This is a genomic window from Devosia oryzisoli (assembly GCF_014837245.1).
GTDB classification, from domain to species: Bacteria; Pseudomonadota; Alphaproteobacteria; order Rhizobiales; family Devosiaceae; genus Devosia; species Devosia oryzisoli.
On sequence record NZ_JACYFU010000001.1, the window covers coordinates 609245 to 626805 of the forward strand.

Consider the following 17561-nt stretch of genomic DNA (forward strand, 5'->3'; position numbering starts at 1 on the left):
ATAAAGGATCAGGACATGGCAAAGACCAGCTCCATCGAAAAGAACAAGAAGCGCACCGCCCTGGCAAAGCAGTATGCCGACAAGCGCGCCGCGCTCAAGGCAACTGTCAAGAACCAGGACACTCCCATCGAGGAGCGTTTCAAGGCCAGCCTCAAGCTGGCTGAACTGCCGCGCAACTCGGCCAAGGTTCGCATTCGCAACCGTTGCGAAGTATCGGGCCGCCCGCGTGGTTACTATCGCAAGCTCAAGATGAGCCGCATCGCCCTGCGTCAGCTGGGCAACCTGGGCCAGATCCCGGGTCTGGTGAAGTCGAGCTGGTAAGGAGAAACATCAGATGAGCTTTTCCGATCCCATCGGCGATATGCTGACCCGCATCCGCAACGCCCAGCAGCGTCGCAAGAACACCGTCTCGACCCCGGCCTCGACCCTTCGCGGCCGTGTGCTGGACGTTCTCCAGTCCGAGGGTTTCATCCGCGGCTATTCGGAGACCAAGTTCGAGAACGGTGCTGCCGAGTACGAAATCGAACTCAAGTACTCGGATAATGAAGGCGTGATCCGCACCATCGAGCGCGTTTCCCGTCCCGGCCGCCGCGTCTATGCGTCGGTGAAGAATATCCCGCAGGTTGCCAACGGCCTCGGCGTGTCGATCCTGTCCACCCCCAAGGGTGTGATGGCCGACCACGAAGCCAAGGCCGCCAATGTGGGTGGCGAGGTACTCTGCCGCGTCTTCTAAGGACGACACGGCAAGACGATTACTCAAGGAAGACATTATGTCACGTACTGGCAAGAAACCGGTGGCCCCGGTGAACGGCGTCACGGTTGCGATCAATGGTCGTACCGTGTCGGCTAAGGGCCCGAAGGGCGAGCTGAGCCTCCCCCTCATGGATATCGTGAACGTCGAGCAGGGTTCGGACGGCATCGTCGTCACCCCCGCCAACGACACCCGTGAGGCTCGTGCAGCCTGGGGCACCACCCGCGCGCTGATCCAGAACATGGTCACCGGGGTGAGCAACGGTTTCGAGAAGCGTCTGGCGATCCAGGGCGTGGGTTACCGCGCCGCCATGCAGGGCAAGGACGTCAAGCTCTCGCTCGGTTTCAGCCACGAAGTGGTGTATCCCGCTCCCGAGGGCATCACCCTCGCGGTTCCGGCTCCGACGGAGATCGTCGTGACTGGCATCGACAAGCAGCAGGTTGGTCAGGTTGCGGCGGAAATCCGCGGCTGGCGTCCGCCCGAGCCCTACAAGGGCAAGGGTGTGCGGTACGCGAACGAGACCGTGTATCGCAAAGAAGGCAAGAAGAAGTAAGGAGCGCCGGCAATGGCTATTTCGGCAAAAGGTGCGGATCGGCGCAAGGCGCGCGTCCGCAAGGCGCTCAAGGCTCGTGCCTTCGGTCGCCCTCGTCTCAGCGTTTTCCGCTCGGACAAGAATATCTACGCCCAGATCATCGATGACAGCACCGGGCGCACCCTGGCTGCAGCGTCGACCCTCGAGAAGGACCTGCGTGGTTCGCTCAAGAACGGTGGTACGGCTGAAGCGGCATCGGCCGTCGGCAAGCTGATCGCCGAGCGCGGCACCAAGGCTGGTGTCGGCGAGGTCGTGTTCGATCGCGGCAGCTATCTCTATCACGGCCGTGTAAAGGCCCTTGCAGACGCTGCCCGCGAGGGCGGCCTGCAGTTCTAACCACGGCGAGGAAGAAGAATTATGAGCAGAGACGTTCAAGAACGCGAAAGCGAATTCGTCGATCGCCTGGTCCACATCAACCGTGTGGCTAAGGTGGTCAAGGGCGGCCGTCGCTTCGGTTTTGCTGCGCTCGTCGTTGTCGGCGACCAGAAGGGCCGCGTCGGTTTCGGTCACGGCAAGGCCCGTGAAGTTCCCGAGGCGATCCGCAAGGCAACCGAACAGGCCAAGCGCCAGATGATCCGCGTGCCGCTGCGTGACGCACGCACGCTGCACCATGACGTGACCGGTCGTCACGGCGCCGGCAAGGTAATCCTGCGCGCTGCCGTGCCGGGTACCGGCATCATTGCCGGTGGTCCGATGCGTGCCGTGTTCGAGACGCTGGGCATCAACGACATCGTTGCCAAGTCGCAGGGCACTGCAAACCCCTACAACATGGTTCGCGCCACCTTCGACGCTCTCAAGCGCGTCGACAGCCCCCGTTCGGTGGCTGCCCGTCGCGGCCTCAAGGTTTCCGAACTGCAGGCTCGCCGCGGCGAGGCTGCTGTCGAAGCCTGATAGCAGGCACGGAGAAGTACAATGGCCAAGAACAAGACCATCGTCGTGCAGCAGATCGGCTCCCCGATCCGCCGTGAAAAGAGCCAGCGCGCGACCCTGATCGGGCTCGGGCTCAACAAGATGAACAAGCAGCGCGAGCTGGTTGATACGCCCGAAGTCCGTGGCATGATCAACAAGGTCCCGCACCTCGTCCGCGTCGTCGGCGAGTAAGGGAGTTATACAATGACCCGTTTGAACGAACTCCGCGACAACCCCGGCTCCTCCAAGACCCGCGTTCGCGTGGGCCGTGGTATCGGTTCGGGTGTCGGCAAGACCGGTGGCCGCGGCGGCAAGGGCCAGACAGCCCGCGCCGGTGTCGCCATCAACGGCTTTGAAGGCGGCCAGATGCCCCTTCACATGCGTATGCCGAAGCGCGGCTTCAACGCCTGGAATCCGAAGGATTTCAACGAAGTCCGCATCGACCGTATCCAGGCCTACATCGATAGCGGCAAGCTGGACGCCAAGGGTGTCGTGGATGCCGCGGCGCTCGTCGCTGCCGGTGTGATCCGTCGTCCCAAGGATGGCGTCCGCCTGATCGGTTCTGAAGGCTTCACGGCCAAGAAGGTCACCTTCAAGGTGGACTATGTGACCAAGGGTGCCGCCGCTGCCATCGAAGGCGCCGGTGGTAAGGTTGATCTGATCCCGGTCAAAGAGACCTGGAAGAAGACCCCTCACGCCAGCAAGTAAGTTTGGCTTCGCGCTCCCGGTCTTTCTGGTCGGGAGCGTTTTTTGGTTTGTTGCGCCGGGGTTGCTGTCCTATATGCTCCTTGGGCGCTCCGAGCGCCTCTGGCTTACGGCCACAAGGGCAGGGCGCGGAAATAGCGCAGCGGTTTTCCGCGAGAGCCTTGCGACAACAAAGTTTTAGGGTCACCGATTTGATCCCGTCGAATCGCACACGGCTCTAGGGAGCGAAGTATGGCGTCCGCAGCCGAGCAGCTTGCTCGCAATCTCAGTTTCTCGACATTCTCCAAGGCGAAAGCCCTTCAGCAGCGCATCTGGTTCACCCTCGGAGCGCTGCTTGTGTATCGTCTGGGGACGTTTATCCCTGTTCCGGGCATCGATCCTGACGCGTTCCGCGCCACGTTCGAGCAGAGCCAGCAGGGCATCATCGGCATGTTCAACATGTTCTCCGGTGGTGCCGTGGCGCGCATGGCCGTGTTCGCGCTCAATCTTATTCCCTACATTACCGCATCCATCGTGGTGCAGGTCATCGCGACGGCGTCTCCGCGCCTCGAGGCCCTCAAGAAGGAGGGCGAATCCGGCCGGCGGAAGATGAACCAGTACACGCGCTATCTGGCCGTCGTGTTCTGCGCCATCCAGGCCTATGGCATTGCCGTCGGGCTCGAAAGCAGCCAGGGCGTTGTCCTCAATCCAGGCTGGTTCTTCCGCATCTCCACCGTCATCACCCTTGTGGGGGGCACGATGTTCCTGATGTGGCTGGGCGAGCAGATCACCTCGCGTGGCGTCGGAAACGGTATTTCGCTCATCATCTTTGCCGGCATCGTGGCCAACCTGCCGTCCACCATCGCACAGACACTTGAGCTCAGCCGGACGGGTGCGATCTCGGGCTTTGTTGCGGCAAGCATGCTGCTGATGGCGTTGATTGCCATCGCGGTCATCGTGTTCTTTGAACGCGCGCAGCGCCGGTTGCTGATTCAGTATCCGAAGCGCCAGGTCGGCAACAAGATGTTCCAGGGGGACAGCTCGCACCTGCCGCTCAAGCTTAATACCTCGGGCGTGATCCCGGTGATCTTCGGCTCGTCGCTGCTGCTGCTGCCGGCCACCATCGCCTCGTTTGCGGCGCAGGGCGATGCGCCGGGCTGGCTGACAACGGTTACGGCTCTGCTCGGCCGCGGGCAGCCGCTCTACCTCGTTCTGTTTGCCGCGCTGATCATCTTCTTCTCCTTTTTCTACACGGCCATCGTGTTCAATCCGCAGGAGACGGCAGACAACCTGAAGCGCTCTGGCGGGTTCATCCCCGGTATCCGCCCGGGTGAGCGGACCGCGCAGTACATCGACTACGTGCTGACCCGCATTACCGTGGTTGGCGCCATTTACCTCACCGTCGTAGCCTTGATCCCGGAAGTGATGTTCAGCCAACTCGCGATCAGCCACTTCCTCGGCGGCACCTCGCTCCTGATCATGGTCACCGTGACCCTGGACACGGTCAGCCAGATTCAGAGCCACCTCGTGGCCCAGCAATATGAGGGGCTGCTCAAGAAATCCCGTCTTGGTGGAGGCAAGCGTCGATGAGACTGATCCTGTTGGGACCCCCGGGGGCGGGGAAGGGCACACAGGCCAAAATTCTGGTGGACGCCTATGGCATCCCCCAGCTCTCGACCGGCGACATCCTGCGTGCCGCCATTGCCGCCAAGACGCCGCTTGGCCTTGAAGCCAAGGCCATCGTCGACCGGGGCGATCTCGTCTCCGACGATATCGTCAACGGCATCGTCTCCGAGCGCCTGGACCAGGCGGACTGCAAGCCGGGGTTCATCCTCGATGGCTTTCCGCGCACCATCGCTCAAGCCGAGGCTCTGGACCGGATGCTCGCTGAAAAGGGCATGGCCCTTGATGCCGTCATCGAGATCAAGGCCGATGCTGATGAACTGGTCAGGCGCGTGGTCAACCGGGCCAAGGAATCCGGTGGCGCGCGCGCTGATGACAATGAGGAGGTGCTGCGCAAGCGCCTCGACGTCTACACCCAGCAGACCGCTCCGCTGGTCGACTACTATGCCGGCAAGGGGATGCTCAAGCCGGTCGACGGCATGGCGCCGGTTGGCGAAGTGACCACGGCCATAAAGGGCGCCCTGGGCAAGTAATCAGGATCAGGCGGGGACTGTTGACTCCGCCGGGTCTTATCCTTAAAGAACCGCACCAGTCTCAGGATTATTGGGCTGGATTCGGTTCTCCACTCGAGTGGGGTCGAATTCGGTCCCTTGTTGTTTAGTGGCATCCGCCGTGATGGCGCATGCTGAATGAAGGAGAGCAGACGTGGCTCGTATTGCTGGCGTCAACATCCCGACGAACAAGCGCGTGGTTATCGCGCTGCAGTATATTCACGGGATCGGCGAGAAGTTCGCCAAGGACATTACCGAGAAGGTGGGAATTCCCGCCGAGCGCCGCGTCAACGAGCTGACCGACGCCGAAGTCATCCAGATCCGCGAAGCGATCGACCGCGACTATGTCGTGGAAGGCGATCTGCGCCGCAACGTGGCGATGAACATCAAGCGCCTGATGGATCTTGGCAACTACCGTGGCCTGCGCCACCGCCGCGGCCTGCCGGTCCGCGGTCAGCGCACCCACACCAATGCCCGTACCCGCAAGGGTCCGGCAAAGCCGATCGCCGGCAAGAAGAAGTAATTCCGTGCCGCCGTTCGGGCGGCCGGTCATGTGAAGTGGATGTGGCGGGGCAAGTTTTTGGTGGCTCTGAGGAGTTGCCGGAAAGACTTGAACCGCTTCGTCCGTGGTGGAGCTGCTGGTGTTACGGCAGCGCCGATACCCCTAGAGGACTTGAATGGCTAAAGCTGAAGTAGCGCGCGTCCGCCGCAAGGAGCGCAAGAACATCACATCGGGCGTCGCCCATGTGAACGCCTCGTTCAACAACACCATGATCACCATCGCCGACATGCAGGGAAACACGATTTCGTGGTCCTCCTCGGGCGTGATGGGGTTCAAGGGATCGCGTAAGTCGACCCCCTATGCTGCGCAGGTGGCTGCGGAAGACGCTGCCAAGAAGGCGCAGGAACACGGCATGAAGACCCTCGAGGTCGAAGTGCGTGGCCCTGGCTCGGGCCGCGAATCCGCGCTGCGCGCCCTGCAGGCCGCCGGCTTCAACGTCACCTCCATCCGTGACGTCACGTCGATCCCGCACAACGGTTGCCGTCCGCGCAAGCGGCGCCGCGTCTAACAGGACGATTGGAAGCCCTCCGGCCTTTTGGGGCCGGGGGTCCATTTGTGTTTGCGGCGGAGCGGCCTGGTGGATGGCCGCGATTTTGAAAGGACAATACCGTGACGATCCAGAGGAACTGGCAGGAACTGATCAAGCCGACCAAACTGGAGATTGTTTCGGGCAGCGATGATGCGCGCGTGGCTTCGGTGGTTGCCGAGCCCCTCGAGCGTGGCTACGGCCTCACCCTTGGCAATGCGCTGCGTCGCGTGCTGCTGTCGTCGCTTCAGGGCGCGGCAGTGACCGCAATCCAGATTGACGGCATTCTGCACGAATTCTCGTCGCTCCCGGGCGTGCGGGAAGACATCACCGACCTCGTGCTCAATGTCAAGGAAATCGCCATCAAGATGGGTGGCGAAGGCCCGAAGCGTCTGACACTCTCCAAGCAAGGGCCGGCCGCGGTGACCGCTGGCGACATCAAGGTCTCCGGCGACATCGAAGTGCTCAACCCCGATCTCGTAATCTGCCATCTCGACGATGGTGCCGAGATCAACATCGAGTTCACCGTCAACACGGGCAAGGGCTATGTGCCGGCCGACAAGAACCGTCCCGAGGACGCACCGATCGGCTACATTCCAGTCGACTCGCTGTTCTCGCCGGTCCGTCGCGTCAGCTACAAGGTCGATGCCACCCGTGCGGGCGAAAGCCTCGACAAGGACAAGCTGACCCTTAGCGTCGAAACCAATGGCGCGATCTCGCCGGAAGATGCCGTGGCCTATGCTGCGCGTATCCTGCAGGATCAGCTGTCGGTCTTCGTGAACTTCGAAGAGCCCACCAAGGAGAAGGCGCAGGATTCCGTTCCGGAACTGGCGTTCAACCCGGCGCTGCTCAAGAAGGTCGACGAACTCGAGCTTTCGGTGCGTTCGGCAAACTGCCTCAAGAACGACAACATCGTCTACATTGGCGACCTGATCCAGAAGACGGAAGCCGAGATGCTGCGGACGCCGAACTTTGGCCGCAAGTCGCTTAATGAAATCAAGGAAGTCCTGGCACAGATGGGGCTTCATCTCGGAATGGACGTCAACAACTGGCCGCCCGAGAACATCGATGACCTCGCCAAGCGCTACGAAGATCACTACTGATCCGGCGCTGCCAGAATTTAGGAGATAACCCATGCGCCACGCTTCCCGCGGCCGCAAGTTCAGCCGAACCGCTTCCCACCGCAAGGCCATGTTCGCCAACATGTCTGCAGCGCTGATCAAGCACGAACAGATCGTTACCACGCTTCCCAAGGCTAAGGACCTGCGTCCGATCGTCGAGAAGCTCATCACCCTGGGCAAGCGCGGCGACCTGCACGCCCGCCGCCAGGCTATCGCGCAGATCCGCGACGAGGCCCAGGTTGCCAAGCTTTTTGCCGTGCTTGGCCCGCGCTACGCCGAACGTCAGGGCGGCTACATCCGCATTCTCAAGGCCGGCTTCCGCTATGGCGACAACGCGCCGCTGGCCGTGATCGAATTCGTTGATCGCGACGTCGACGCGAAGGGCCAGGATTCGGGTCCGGTGCAGTACACCGACGACGAAGCCGAAGCGGCGTAAGATCGGTCGATAGACTGGAAAAAGGCGGCCCTAGTGGTCGCCTTTTTTGTTTTGGAGCCATGGACCACCGGGACAAGCCCGGTGGTGACGGTCCCGGAGGCGCCGGTTGGCCGCACAGGCAGTTCCCCGCTTCATCGAGGGGTGAGGGTCAACTGCCACTCCCGCCCGTCATTGCCGGACGTGTTCCGGCAATCCATCTCGGGGAGCCATGGACCACCGGGACAAGCCCGGTGGTGACGGCCGCCGAGGGGTCGGCTGGCCGCATTGGCGAGTGCCCTGCTTCATCGAGAGGTGAGGGTCACTCTGTCCCCACCCACTCGTCATTCCCACTCCATCGAGGTGAAGCGTGAGATCGGCTCGTCACGGCCTTTGCAGGCCCCACGCCGTATAGAGCGCTTTGACCTCCCGCAGGGACTGGCAATAGACGCGCGGCAGGGTCGTGGTATCCACAATCGCGCGGTACCGTTCGCCATGGTGCCGTGACGCCACGAAAACCCAATGGAACATGGACCACTTCAGGCTGTCCTTGTTGCCTTCAAGATTGCCGACACGTCGGCGCTGCAGCAGGGTGCGGACGATATAGCGCCCCGTGCGCTGCCAGTGCCCATCATCCAGCACAATCGCGCCGGTCGCGCGGGACAGGCGCTCTTCGACCAGCGCGCTGTAGTTTCCGTCCATCACCCACGCATCGCCGCGCATGGCGTCTCGCTGGAGCACGTGGAATTCTTCGCGCGGCCGAGGCACCCAGTTGGTGCGGGGTTGGTGGTACAACTGGTCGAGATGAACGGGCGGTACCCCGATGCGCGCCGCAATAGCTGCCGCCAGGGTGGACTTCCCGGAGTTGGACGCCCCGAAGATGACGATCCGGCGTCCAAGGTCTTCGAGCGGCGGTATCCTCTCCATGCTCTCCTCCAAAGACGAAAAAAGCCGCCCCAGCGCGAACCGGGACGGCCATAGCGGTAGCGTGTGCCGTCACTCGGCCGGTGCCATGTCCTTGCCGGTATAGACCTCTTCCACCCAATACTGGTCGCGCCGGTCAAAGCCGTTGAAGGGGGTCAGCGAAGCCTGCGTGTAGGCGCCCATGAGACCGAATTCGATCCAGTCGTCCTCGTCGATATCGGCGGGCAGGGTGAAAACCTGGGGCAACACGTCGTAGCTGTCGCAGGTCGGGCCCCAGATGGTGAAGTCGCTGAATTCGCCGTCATTGTCATGCAGGCGCGGACCGCGCCAGACGCGCACCGGCGGGGTGAAGTGCATGAACTTGACTTCCATCAGGGCCCCATAGGCGCCATCGTTCACGTAGACCGACTGGCCGCCGCGCTGGTGCTTCACGCGCAGCAGCAGCGACGTCGAGGAGGTGACGAGCGCGCGGCCCGGCTCGATGATGAGGTCCGGCCGGTTCTTGTTGCCGAAATGGTCGCCCACCGCCTGCGAGATGGTCTCGAAGTAGTGGCTCATCGGCGGCGCTTCGCTGGTCGGGTAGGGGGCCGGATAGCCACCGCCGATATTGAGCCGTTTGAGCTCGATGCCCGATTCTTCGACGATTCGCGCCGCTGCCGCTATGTGCCGCTCGTAAGCATAGGCGTCTTCGCACTGCGAACCGACATGGAAGCAGAGGCTGGGCGTATAGCCCATCTTTTCCACGGCCGTGACGATCTCGGCCGCGCCCTGTTCCATGACGCCGAACTTGATGCCAAAGTCGTATGACTTAAGCGCCTTGCCGGCCTTAAAGCGCGTCGTCACCTCGACGTCGCGGCTGGGCGACACCACCGCCGCCAGCTGGTCGAGCTGCTGCGGATGGTCGATGGTGAAGCTGCGCACGCCGAATTCGTCGTAGGCCCGTTCGATCTCGCGCTTGTTCTTGATCGGGTTGTTGTAGTGCATGACCGCACCCGGGGCATAGTCGCGCACCAGCTCCATCTCGGTGTTGGAGGCGACGTCGAACGCGGTCAGGCCCTCATCGTGCAGCTGCTTGATGATGTGGGGCGACGGGTTGCACTTGACCGCATAGGTCAAGAGGCCGTCAAAGCCCTTCCGGAAAACCTTGATCGCCTTATGAAACTCCCGCTCCGAAAAGAGGAAGGACGGATAGTCCGGCGCTTCCGCCGCGATCAGGGCGGAGGTATTGGCGTAGACGGTCTTCGGCTCGTCGGTCATTGGACAACAGGCCTTTCAAGGCTCGAGGAGGCGGGAGGGCGATGCGTTTGCCTGAGCTGGAAAACCCCCGTGTGCCTTGGCGAAAACGCGATCCGAACGAGCGCTGCATATAGGGCTCGATGTGCTCTTGTGCAAACGATTATTCCCCTGTTCTTGACCAAGCGGCAATGACGGTCTTTTGATGCCGCCAGCCAGCGGTCTGCCACGATGTCGTCCCGGCCGCGGTAGAGCGTCAACGCTCCACTTCGGAGGCTCCCATGACTGTGCGTTTGCGTCGCGCCTTTTGCCTTGTTGCCCTTTCATTGCCACTCGCTTTCCCACTAATTTTTCCCGCTTTGGCGCAGGACGCTGTGGTGCCGCAATCGGACCAGCAGGTGAAGCTGAGCTTTGCCCCGGTGGTGAAGGCGGTCTCGCCTTCGGTGGTCAATGTTTATGCGACACGCGTGGAAGCGCAGGCGACGTCCCCCTTCGCCAACGATCCGTTCTTCTCGCGCTTTTTCGGCGACCAGTATTTCCAGAGCCGCCCGCGCGAATCCAAAGCGTTGGGCTCCGGCGTGATCGTTGATGGCGGCGGCCTCATCCTGACCAACCGCCACGTCATCGAAGGCGCCACCGACGTCCGCATTGCGCTCAGCGACGGCCGAGAATTTGCCGTCGACGTCGTGGTGCAGGACGCCCAAACCGATCTGGCAGTCCTCAAGGTGCGCGACCCGGGTGACGCCACGTTCCCTGCCATCACCTTTGCCGATAGCGACGGGCTCGAGGTGGGCGATCTGGTCCTTGCCATCGGCAATCCGTTTGGCGTCGGGCAGACGGTCACCAGCGGCATCGTTTCGGCCCTCGCGCGCACCGGCGTCGAGAGCTCCAACTACGAGTTCTTCATCCAGACCGATGCGGCCATCAACCCGGGAAATTCGGGCGGCGCGCTGGTCGACATGGATGGCCATCTGGTGGGCATCAACACGGCCATCTACTCCCAATCCGGCGGCTCGGTGGGTATCGGCTTCGCCATCCCCGCCAATATGGCCAAGCTCGTGGCCGAAGCCGGGGTGACCGGCGGTCAGATCGTGCGGCCGTGGTTCGGTGCCAAGATGCAGGCGGTCAGCGCCGACATAGCCGCGAGCCTCGGCATGAGCGCTCCGCATGGCGCGCTGATCACTGAGGTGGCGCCGGGTGGTCCGGCGGACAAGGCCGGGTTCCGCTCCGGCGACGTCATTCTCTCCGTCGATGGGTTCAAGACCGACGACCCCAGTGCCTTCAACTTCCGGCTGGCGACACGCCCGCTGGGCGAGGTCACGAAGTTGGAATGGTTGCGAGCCGGTACCACCCAGACCACAGACTTCACTGTCGCCGCAGCGCCGGCGCCGGGACCGGACGCATTGGCAACCATCGACGGCAATTCCCGCTTCTCGGGCGTCACTGTCCGCCAGGTCGATCCTGCTCTGGCCGAAGAAAAGGGCCTTCCCTACGATACTTCCGGCGTGATCGTGACCGAGGTTTCCTCCGGCTCTCCCGCGGAAATCATGGGGCTGCAGGTAGACGACATCATCCTGGCCCTCAACGACGTCACCATCGACACCGCCCGCACCTTCAAGGACCTTGCTGCGCAACGTGTGCGCACCTGGCAGATCATCCTTCAGAGAGACGGACGGATCAGTCGCGCCATCGTTAGTGGCTAGGTGCGTCCCTCAGGCAGTTCTGCTAGAGAACCGGCATGTCCGATCTCTTTGCAGCAGACCCGAGTGAAACCGACAAGGCGCGACCGCTTGCCGATCAGTTGCGGCCGCGCTCGCTCGACGAGGTCATCGGTCAGCAGCACCTTCTGGGGGAAGGCGGCACGCTGAGGCGCATGCTGGCCTCCGGCCGCCTCGGCTCCTTGATCCTCTGGGGGCCACCCGGCACCGGCAAGACCACCGTGGCCCGCCTGCTGGCGGACCAGATCGGCTACCGCTTCGAGCAGATTTCGGCGATCTTTTCCGGTGTCGCCGACCTCAAGAAGGTGTTCGAGAAGGCGCGGTTCGAGCGCCTCTCCGGTCACCGCACGCTATTGTTCGTGGACGAGATTCATCGCTTCAACCGGGCGCAGCAGGATAGCTTCCTGCCGGTGATGGAAGACGGCACGGTGGTGCTCGTCGGCGCCACCACCGAAAATCCGTCCTTCGAGCTTAACGCCGCCCTTCTCTCGCGCAGCCAGGTGTTGCGGTTCGAGTCGCTGGGGCGCGATGACCTCGAAAAGCTGCTTGGCCGCGCTGAGACCTTGGTGGGCGAGAAGCTCCCCCTCACCGAAGAGGCACGCACAACCCTCATCGGGCTTGCGGATGGGGATGGGCGGGCGCTGCTTGGACTAGTCGAGGAAATTCTCGCTTCGGCCTCGGGTGAAACGCTCGATGCCAACGCTCTGCTGACCGTCGTCCAGCGGCGCGCCCCGATCTACGACAAGGCGCAGGACGGGCACTACAACCTCATTTCGGCCCTGCACAAGACGATCCGTGGATCGGATCCCGACGCCGCCCTCTATTATTTCGCGCGCATGCTGGACGCCGGCGAAGACCCTCTGTTCCTCGCCCGGCGCCTCATCCGCATGGCTTCCGAAGATGTGGGGCTGGCCGATCCGCAAGCCCTGCAACTGGCCGTCGCGGCGCGCGACGCCTACCAGATGCTGGGCTCTCCCGAAGGCGAGCTGTCGCTGGCCCAGGTGGTCGTCTACCTGGCGCTCGCGCCCAAATCCAACGCCGTCTACACCGCCTACAAGGCCGCGGTTTCCGTTGCGAAATCAACCGGCTCGCCGATGCCGCCGATGGTGATCCTCAACGCGCCCACAAAGCTCATGAAGGGCGAAGGGTATGGCGAGGGCTACATCTACGACCACGACACACCCGAAGCGTTCTCGGGACAGGAGTATTTCCCGGAGAAGATCGGCCGACAGAGCTTTTACCGGCCTGTCGAGCGCGGCTTCGAACGCGATCTGCGCAAACGCATGGACTACTTCTCCCGCCTCCGAGCCGAAAAGGCACGTTCCGACGGAGCATAGCTGCCCCTCTGTTGTGGTTTGAGGCTGCGCCCTATATCTGGGGCGCAGGCTAACAGAGGTTCGGCATGAGCGGCGTACAACATCGGGAAGTCACTGCAGACGAAGACGGCATGCGGCTGGACCGCTGGTTTTCGCGCCACTTCCCCCAGCTCGGCTTTGGCCGTCTTCAGAAGCTGATCCGCAATGGCGATGTACGGGTCGACAAGGCACGCGCGCAGACCAGCACGCGCCTGGCCCAAGGACAGACCGTCCGCGTACCGCCGGTGGACGATCCCGACACCGTTCGGCCCTTCAAGGTCAACGAAGACGACGTGCGCTTCTTGCGCGACATCATTCTCTATGAAGACGACGACATTTTCGTCTTCAACAAGCCCCATGGCCTGGCGGTCCAGGGCGGCAGCGGCACCACGCGCCATATGGACGCCCTACTCAAGAACCTGCCCAACAAGCAGGGCGAAGCGCCGCGCCTCGTGCATCGCCTCGACCGGGACACGTCCGGGTGCCTCATCGTCGCCCGTACGGCGGCGGCGGCCAAACATTTTGGCTCCGTCTTCCGCTCCCGCTCTGCCCGCAAGATCTACTGGGCCGTCGTGGCCGGTAACCCGACGCCGCGTCAGGGGGAAATCTCCTGCTTCCTGAGCAAGCAGATGACCACCGATGGCGAGCAGATGGTGGTGGTGCGTAACGGCGCCCCCGGCGCGGTCCATTCCTTGAGCTACTATTCCACCACCGATACGGCCAGCCGCCGGTTTGCCTGGGTCACGCTCAAGCCGGTGACCGGACGCACGCACCAGTTGCGCGTCCACATGGCGCAACTGGGCACTCCCATCATCGATGACCCGCGCTATTTCAACATCGAGAACTGGCAGCCGGCCCCGGGGTTGGGCTCCGGGCTGCATCTGCACGCCCGCCGCCTGGCCCTGCCGCTGCGCAACGGCAAGCGGCTCGATATCTCGGCGCCCTTGCCGCACCACATGAAACAGAGCTTTGATGCGCTCGGCTTCGATGCCAACCGCTACGATGCCCAGGCTGTCGATCCGGAGGACGCCGCGTGAAACTCGTCATGTTCGACATGGACGGGACGCTGATCGACACGCAGGCGTTGATCGCGGAACATATGGCAAGGACGTTTTTGTCGGCAGGGCTGGAGGCGCCGAGCCCCGCCCAGTCCCGCAGGGTCATCGGGCTCTCCCTTCCGGTGGCCATGGCGCGGTTGGCGGGCACGGACGACCCGGAGGTCGCGGAGCGATTGGCGCAAACCTATCGCGAGCATTACCGCGCCTCGCTCGTGTCGGCGGAAGGGCGCGAGGCCCTGTTCCCGGGGGCGCGAGAGGCGCTTGACGCGCTGCATGCCCAGCCGGATGTCGTTCTCGGTATTGCCACCGGCAAGGCCCTGCATGGCGTCCACCGACTGACGGCCCTGCATCGCATCGAGCACATGTTCTCGACGCTGCAGACGCCGGATCACAATCCCTCCAAGCCGCATCCGGGAATGATGTTGCGCGCGATGGAGGAGATCGGGGTGGAAAAGGCGGACACAGTGATCATCGGCGACACCACGTTCGACATCGAAATGGGCAAGGCGGCCGGAACAAAGGCGATCGGCGTGACGTGGGGCTACCACGAAAACGATGAGCTGGTGGCTGCCGGCGCCGACCTGTTGGTCGAGCGGTATGACCAGCTTCCTGCCGCGATTGCGCAACTTCTAGGAGATTAGCCATGCGGGACGAGCTCGAAGAAGCCCTGCGGCATTCACAGGACGGCTACGGCCGGGCGCAACACATCAATCAGGTCGATCTGCCCAAGCGCTTCTACAAGAGCGTGGACGTTGCCCGGGTCGAGGACGGCTATGTCGTGACGCTGGATGGTCGGCAGGTGCGGACTCCGGCCCAGAAAATCCCTGTCGTCGTCCAGGCACTTTCGATCGCCCGGGCCATGGCGGAGGAGTGGGCCGCGCAGGGCGAATACATCAACCCGGCGACCATGCCGATGGTGCGGCTGATCAATGCGGCAGTGGAGAGCGGAGAAAGTACGGCCCCCGCCTTCCGCGCCGAGGTCGGCAAGTTCGTCGCCGGCGACCTGCTGCTCTATCGCGCCGATAAGCCACAGGAACTGGTCGCTGAGCAGGAGGCGGTGTGGGACGCGGTGCTGGTCAAGCTGGCGCGGCAGTTCGACGTGGCCTTCCAGCCCACGATCGGCATCCTCCATCAGGAGCAGCCGGCCAGCACGCTGACAAAGCTGGATGAGGCGCTGGAGGGGCAGGGGCTGCATGCCCTGACCGCCCTGGTCTCCATCACCGGTCTCACCGGCTCGGGCCTCTTGGCCATTGCTCTCTTGCACCAGTTGCTCACAGCCGACGAGGCGTGGACCGCAGCGCATTTGGACGAAGATTTCCAGATCAGGCTCTGGGGCGCCGACGAGGAAGCGATGGAGCGGCGCGCGCAGCGGCGGGTCGAGTTCGACACCGCGGTGGCAGTCGTGGAGGCGCTTCGCGCCTGACCCGTCTCCTTTGGGGCGGCCGTTATTGCCGGAGGCGGTTCCCGCGCCGCGCGAGCAGCCAGTCGGCAGTTTCGGGCGCGATTTCGCGCAAGGGGGACAGCACAAAATCCCGTTCATGCGCGAAGCGGTGGGGCAGCGTGAGCTTGGCGCTCTCGATTTCGAGGCGCTCGTAGGCGACAATGTCGATGTCGATCAGGCGCGGCCCCCAGACCTCATGGCGCACGCGCCCCATCTCCCGCTCGATGTCGAGGCAGGCATGGAGCAGATCGATGGGCGGCAGGGTGGTTTCCACCGTGGCGGCCATGTTGGCGAAATCCGGCTGGTCCGTCTTGCCCCAGGCTTTGGTACGGATCACCGAAGACTGCGCCGAAACGCGAATATCCGGATGGGCATCGAGACGGCGGGCGGCTTCTGCCAGTTGGGCCGGGGGATCGCCGATATTGGCGCCGAGGCTGAGCCACGCGGTTGCCATTAGGCCGGCCGTGCCCGATGCAACTCGATCGCGGCCTCTCCCCGCACCATGGCAATCGGCGCCTCGGGCTTGCGGACACGGATGATGATCCACTCGATATCACTGAAGGCCTCGAAGAGCGCCGCGACGATGTTGTGGGCCAGTGCCTCGATCAGCCGGGTACGGCGGCCCTCAAAGGTTTCGCGCACCACATCGTAGATATCGGCGTAGGAGACGGTGTGGCCGATCGTGTCGGTGTTGCCCGCTGCCGAGAGATCGACGCCGCACTGCAGGTCGATGACAAATCGCTGCCCGAGCTTTTCTTCTTCGCTGAAGAGCCCGTGGTAGCCGTAAAAGCCGAGATCGTTGAGGATGATGCGGTCGCCGGTGAAGGGAGCCATATCGCTGTCCGTTCGCATGATGTCAGGCCGCGCCGGGTGTCACGGTTCGGCCGGACCATACAGTGTCGCCTCCGCGACGCGAAGGGCATCCCGGTTGGCTCCGACATCATGCACACGGAAGATATGTGCACCGCGCTCATAGGCCTGCACGGTCGTGGCGATGGTGCCGTAGAGACGTTCGGCTGCCGGAACGTCCAGTAGTTTGCCGATCATGGACTTGCGGGAGGCGCCGACCACCCAGGGAAGATTGGGGTAAGCCCGAGTCAGGTCAGGCAATTGCCGCAGGATGCTGTAGTTTTGAATCAACGCCTTGGCGAACCCCAAGCCGGGGTCCAGAATCAGCTGGTTCTCCGGGAGGCCGGCCGCCCGGGCAATAGCCTCGCTACGCGCCAGCCACTCGATCATGGCGGGGATCGGGTCCGTCTCTGGGCTCCACGACCTGTCCCAATGCATGGCGATGACCGGCGCGCCGTGCAATTGCGCGATCTCCGCCATCTGAGGGGCGCCCTGTAGGCCGGTGACGTCGTTGACGATATCGGCCCCAGCTTCGATCGCCTGGTCCGCCACCAGCGGCTTCATTGTATCAATCGAAATAGGCGCGTCGATGCCCTCGGCGCGGAGCGCTTCGATGACCGGTATGACCCGATCGAGCTCTTCCTGGACGCCCACCGGTTCGGCACCGGGCCTCGTGCTTTCTCCGCCGATGTCGATGATCGCTGCGCCCTCGCCAAGCATCTGGCGTGCATGAGTCACCGCGTCTGCGACACTGACATGCGCGCCCCCATCGGAGAAACTATCGGGCGTGACGTTGAGGATGCCCATCACCAGGGCGCGCTGGCCCAGGACGAGCGGCGGGCGGTGGCGAAGCGGGATGGTGTGGCGTGTGTGCATGGTGGCCTCGGCTGCCACCTGCTTAGCCCATCCGCTCGCAGGGGTCATGCCGCTTGCACAAAAAAAGGGCCCGTTGCGGGCCCTTCATTTACTGCTGGCGGATCGCAAGCTACCGCGACACGGCGCGACCAATGGCGATGAGGATGCAGGCGCCAATAAAGCCGGCAATGAGATAGCCAAGCCAGCCGCCAAAGGAGATTCCCAGGAGGCCGAAGATCAGGCTCGCCAGAATCGCGCCGACAATGCCGAGAATGATGTTCATCAGAACTCCGCCGCCGGACTTCATGAACATGCTCGCCAGCCACCCGGCGAGGCCGCCGATAATGATCGCTGCGATCCAACCAACTCCGTCAAAAGCCATGGCTTCCTCCACTCA

At 63.1% G+C, this 17561-nt stretch carries 24 protein-coding genes; 18 read left to right on the top strand and 6 right to left on the bottom strand.

The genetic code is table 11. The annotated features are described in order from the left end of the window. The first annotated feature begins 15 nt into the window (after window positions 1–15). The 13 genes from rpsN (at window position 16) to rplQ (ending at window position 7755) form a co-directional block, all read left to right on the top strand. On the top strand, window positions 16–321 hold the full coding sequence (gene rpsN, locus IC608_RS03120) for a 30S ribosomal protein S14 (protein WP_191772556.1): 306 nt from the start codon (window positions 16–18) through the stop codon (window positions 319–321). 13 nt (window positions 322–334) lie between these two features. Beyond that, the gene (gene rpsH / locus IC608_RS03125; RefSeq protein WP_191772557.1) at window positions 335–733 is read left to right on the top strand and encodes a 30S ribosomal protein S8; all 399 of its coding nucleotides are present in this window, start codon (window positions 335–337) and stop codon (window positions 731–733) included. A 37-nt stretch (window positions 734–770) separates the two neighbouring features. Beyond that, window positions 771–1304 (top strand): 50S ribosomal protein L6, encoded by a 534-nt coding sequence (gene rplF, locus IC608_RS03130; protein WP_191772558.1) that lies wholly within the window; start codon window positions 771–773, stop codon window positions 1302–1304. Window positions 1305–1316: 12 nt separating this feature from the next. Continuing rightward, entirely contained in the window at window positions 1317–1679 is a 363-nt protein-coding gene (gene rplR, locus IC608_RS03135; RefSeq protein WP_191772559.1) for a 50S ribosomal protein L18, read from the top strand. Window positions 1680–1700: 21 nt separating this feature from the next. Continuing rightward, a complete protein-coding gene (rpsE, locus tag IC608_RS03140; protein ID WP_191772560.1) occupies window positions 1701–2234 on the top strand; it encodes a 30S ribosomal protein S5 in 534 nt (177 codons plus the stop codon). 21 nt (window positions 2235–2255) lie between these two features. Further along, window positions 2256–2444, top strand: a complete 189-nt coding sequence (gene rpmD / locus IC608_RS03145) for a 50S ribosomal protein L30 (RefSeq protein ID WP_191772561.1) — start codon at window positions 2256–2258, stop codon at window positions 2442–2444. 12 nt (window positions 2445–2456) lie between these two features. After that, the gene (gene rplO, locus IC608_RS03150) at window positions 2457–2960 is read left to right on the top strand and encodes a 50S ribosomal protein L15 (RefSeq protein WP_191772562.1); all 504 of its coding nucleotides are present in this window, start codon (window positions 2457–2459) and stop codon (window positions 2958–2960) included. A 228-nt stretch (window positions 2961–3188) separates the two neighbouring features. Beyond that, the gene (secY, locus tag IC608_RS03155) at window positions 3189–4526 is read left to right on the top strand and encodes a preprotein translocase subunit SecY (RefSeq protein WP_191772563.1); all 1338 of its coding nucleotides are present in this window, start codon (window positions 3189–3191) and stop codon (window positions 4524–4526) included. After that, window positions 4523–5092, top strand: coding sequence for an adenylate kinase (locus IC608_RS03160; RefSeq protein WP_191772564.1), 570 nt, complete (start codon window positions 4523–4525; stop codon window positions 5090–5092). The genes secY and IC608_RS03160 overlap by 4 nt, the downstream gene beginning before the upstream one ends. 172 nt (window positions 5093–5264) lie before the next feature. Next, entirely contained in the window at window positions 5265–5633 is a 369-nt protein-coding gene (gene rpsM, locus IC608_RS03165) for a 30S ribosomal protein S13 (RefSeq protein ID WP_191772565.1), read from the top strand. Between the two features lie 154 nt (window positions 5634–5787). Beyond that, complete coding sequence (rpsK, locus tag IC608_RS03170; protein WP_086469598.1) at window positions 5788–6180, top strand: 30S ribosomal protein S11; 393 nt, start codon at window positions 5788–5790, stop codon at window positions 6178–6180. 101 nt (window positions 6181–6281) lie between these two features. After that, window positions 6282–7301: a DNA-directed RNA polymerase subunit alpha gene (locus IC608_RS03175; protein ID WP_191772566.1), complete on the top strand. Its 1020-nt coding sequence runs from the start codon at window positions 6282–6284 to the stop codon at window positions 7299–7301. Window positions 7302–7332: 31 nt separating this feature from the next. After that, window positions 7333–7755: a 50S ribosomal protein L17 gene (gene rplQ / locus IC608_RS03180; protein ID WP_191772567.1), complete on the top strand. Its 423-nt coding sequence runs from the start codon at window positions 7333–7335 to the stop codon at window positions 7753–7755. 360 nt (window positions 7756–8115) lie between these two features. Here rplQ and IC608_RS03185 read toward each other — a convergent pair whose 3' ends face one another. Together IC608_RS03185 and IC608_RS03190 are read right to left on the bottom strand one after the other, a co-directional pair. Then, a complete protein-coding gene (locus tag IC608_RS03185) occupies window positions 8116–8658 on the bottom strand; it encodes a P-loop NTPase family protein (RefSeq protein ID WP_191772568.1) in 543 nt (180 codons plus the stop codon). Between the two features lie 69 nt (window positions 8659–8727). After that, complete coding sequence (locus IC608_RS03190; RefSeq protein ID WP_191772569.1) at window positions 8728–9912, bottom strand: type III PLP-dependent enzyme domain-containing protein; 1185 nt, start codon at window positions 9910–9912, stop codon at window positions 8728–8730. A gap of 257 nt (window positions 9913–10169) precedes the next feature. On the opposite strand from IC608_RS03190, the gene IC608_RS03195 reads away from it, so the two are divergent. The 5 genes from IC608_RS03195 to IC608_RS03215 all read left to right on the top strand — a co-directional run bounded on the left by IC608_RS03195 (window position 10170) and on the right by IC608_RS03215 (window position 15442). Beyond that, window positions 10170–11591: a Do family serine endopeptidase gene (locus IC608_RS03195; protein WP_191772570.1), complete on the top strand. Its 1422-nt coding sequence runs from the start codon at window positions 10170–10172 to the stop codon at window positions 11589–11591. A gap of 35 nt (window positions 11592–11626) precedes the next feature. Beyond that, the gene (locus tag IC608_RS03200) at window positions 11627–12943 is read left to right on the top strand and encodes a replication-associated recombination protein A (protein WP_191772571.1); all 1317 of its coding nucleotides are present in this window, start codon (window positions 11627–11629) and stop codon (window positions 12941–12943) included. A 65-nt stretch (window positions 12944–13008) separates the two neighbouring features. Further along, entirely contained in the window at window positions 13009–13998 is a 990-nt protein-coding gene (locus IC608_RS03205) for an RluA family pseudouridine synthase (protein ID WP_191772572.1), read from the top strand. Further along, window positions 13995–14660 (top strand): HAD-IA family hydrolase, encoded by a 666-nt coding sequence (locus IC608_RS03210; protein ID WP_191772573.1) that lies wholly within the window; start codon window positions 13995–13997, stop codon window positions 14658–14660. Before IC608_RS03205 ends, IC608_RS03210 begins: the two co-directional genes overlap by 4 nt. A 2-nt stretch (window positions 14661–14662) precedes the next feature. Beyond that, the gene (locus IC608_RS03215; protein ID WP_191772574.1) at window positions 14663–15442 is read left to right on the top strand and encodes an ATP12 family chaperone protein; all 780 of its coding nucleotides are present in this window, start codon (window positions 14663–14665) and stop codon (window positions 15440–15442) included. 22 nt (window positions 15443–15464) lie between these two features. Here IC608_RS03215 and folK read toward each other — a convergent pair whose 3' ends face one another. The 4 genes from folK to IC608_RS03235 form a co-directional block, all read right to left on the bottom strand. Continuing rightward, entirely contained in the window at window positions 15465–15914 is a 450-nt protein-coding gene (gene folK / locus IC608_RS03220; RefSeq protein ID WP_191772575.1) for a 2-amino-4-hydroxy-6-hydroxymethyldihydropteridine diphosphokinase, read from the bottom strand. Next, complete coding sequence (gene folB, locus IC608_RS03225) at window positions 15914–16294, bottom strand: dihydroneopterin aldolase (RefSeq protein ID WP_191772576.1); 381 nt, start codon at window positions 16292–16294, stop codon at window positions 15914–15916. The genes folK and folB overlap by 1 nt, the downstream gene beginning before the upstream one ends. 39 nt (window positions 16295–16333) lie before the next feature. Next, window positions 16334–17185: a dihydropteroate synthase gene (gene folP / locus IC608_RS03230; RefSeq protein WP_191772577.1), complete on the bottom strand. Its 852-nt coding sequence runs from the start codon at window positions 17183–17185 to the stop codon at window positions 16334–16336. A 109-nt stretch (window positions 17186–17294) separates the two neighbouring features. Then, window positions 17295–17546, bottom strand: a complete 252-nt coding sequence (locus IC608_RS03235) for a GlsB/YeaQ/YmgE family stress response membrane protein (protein WP_191772578.1) — start codon at window positions 17544–17546, stop codon at window positions 17295–17297. Between the last annotated feature and the right edge of the window lie 15 nt (window positions 17547–17561).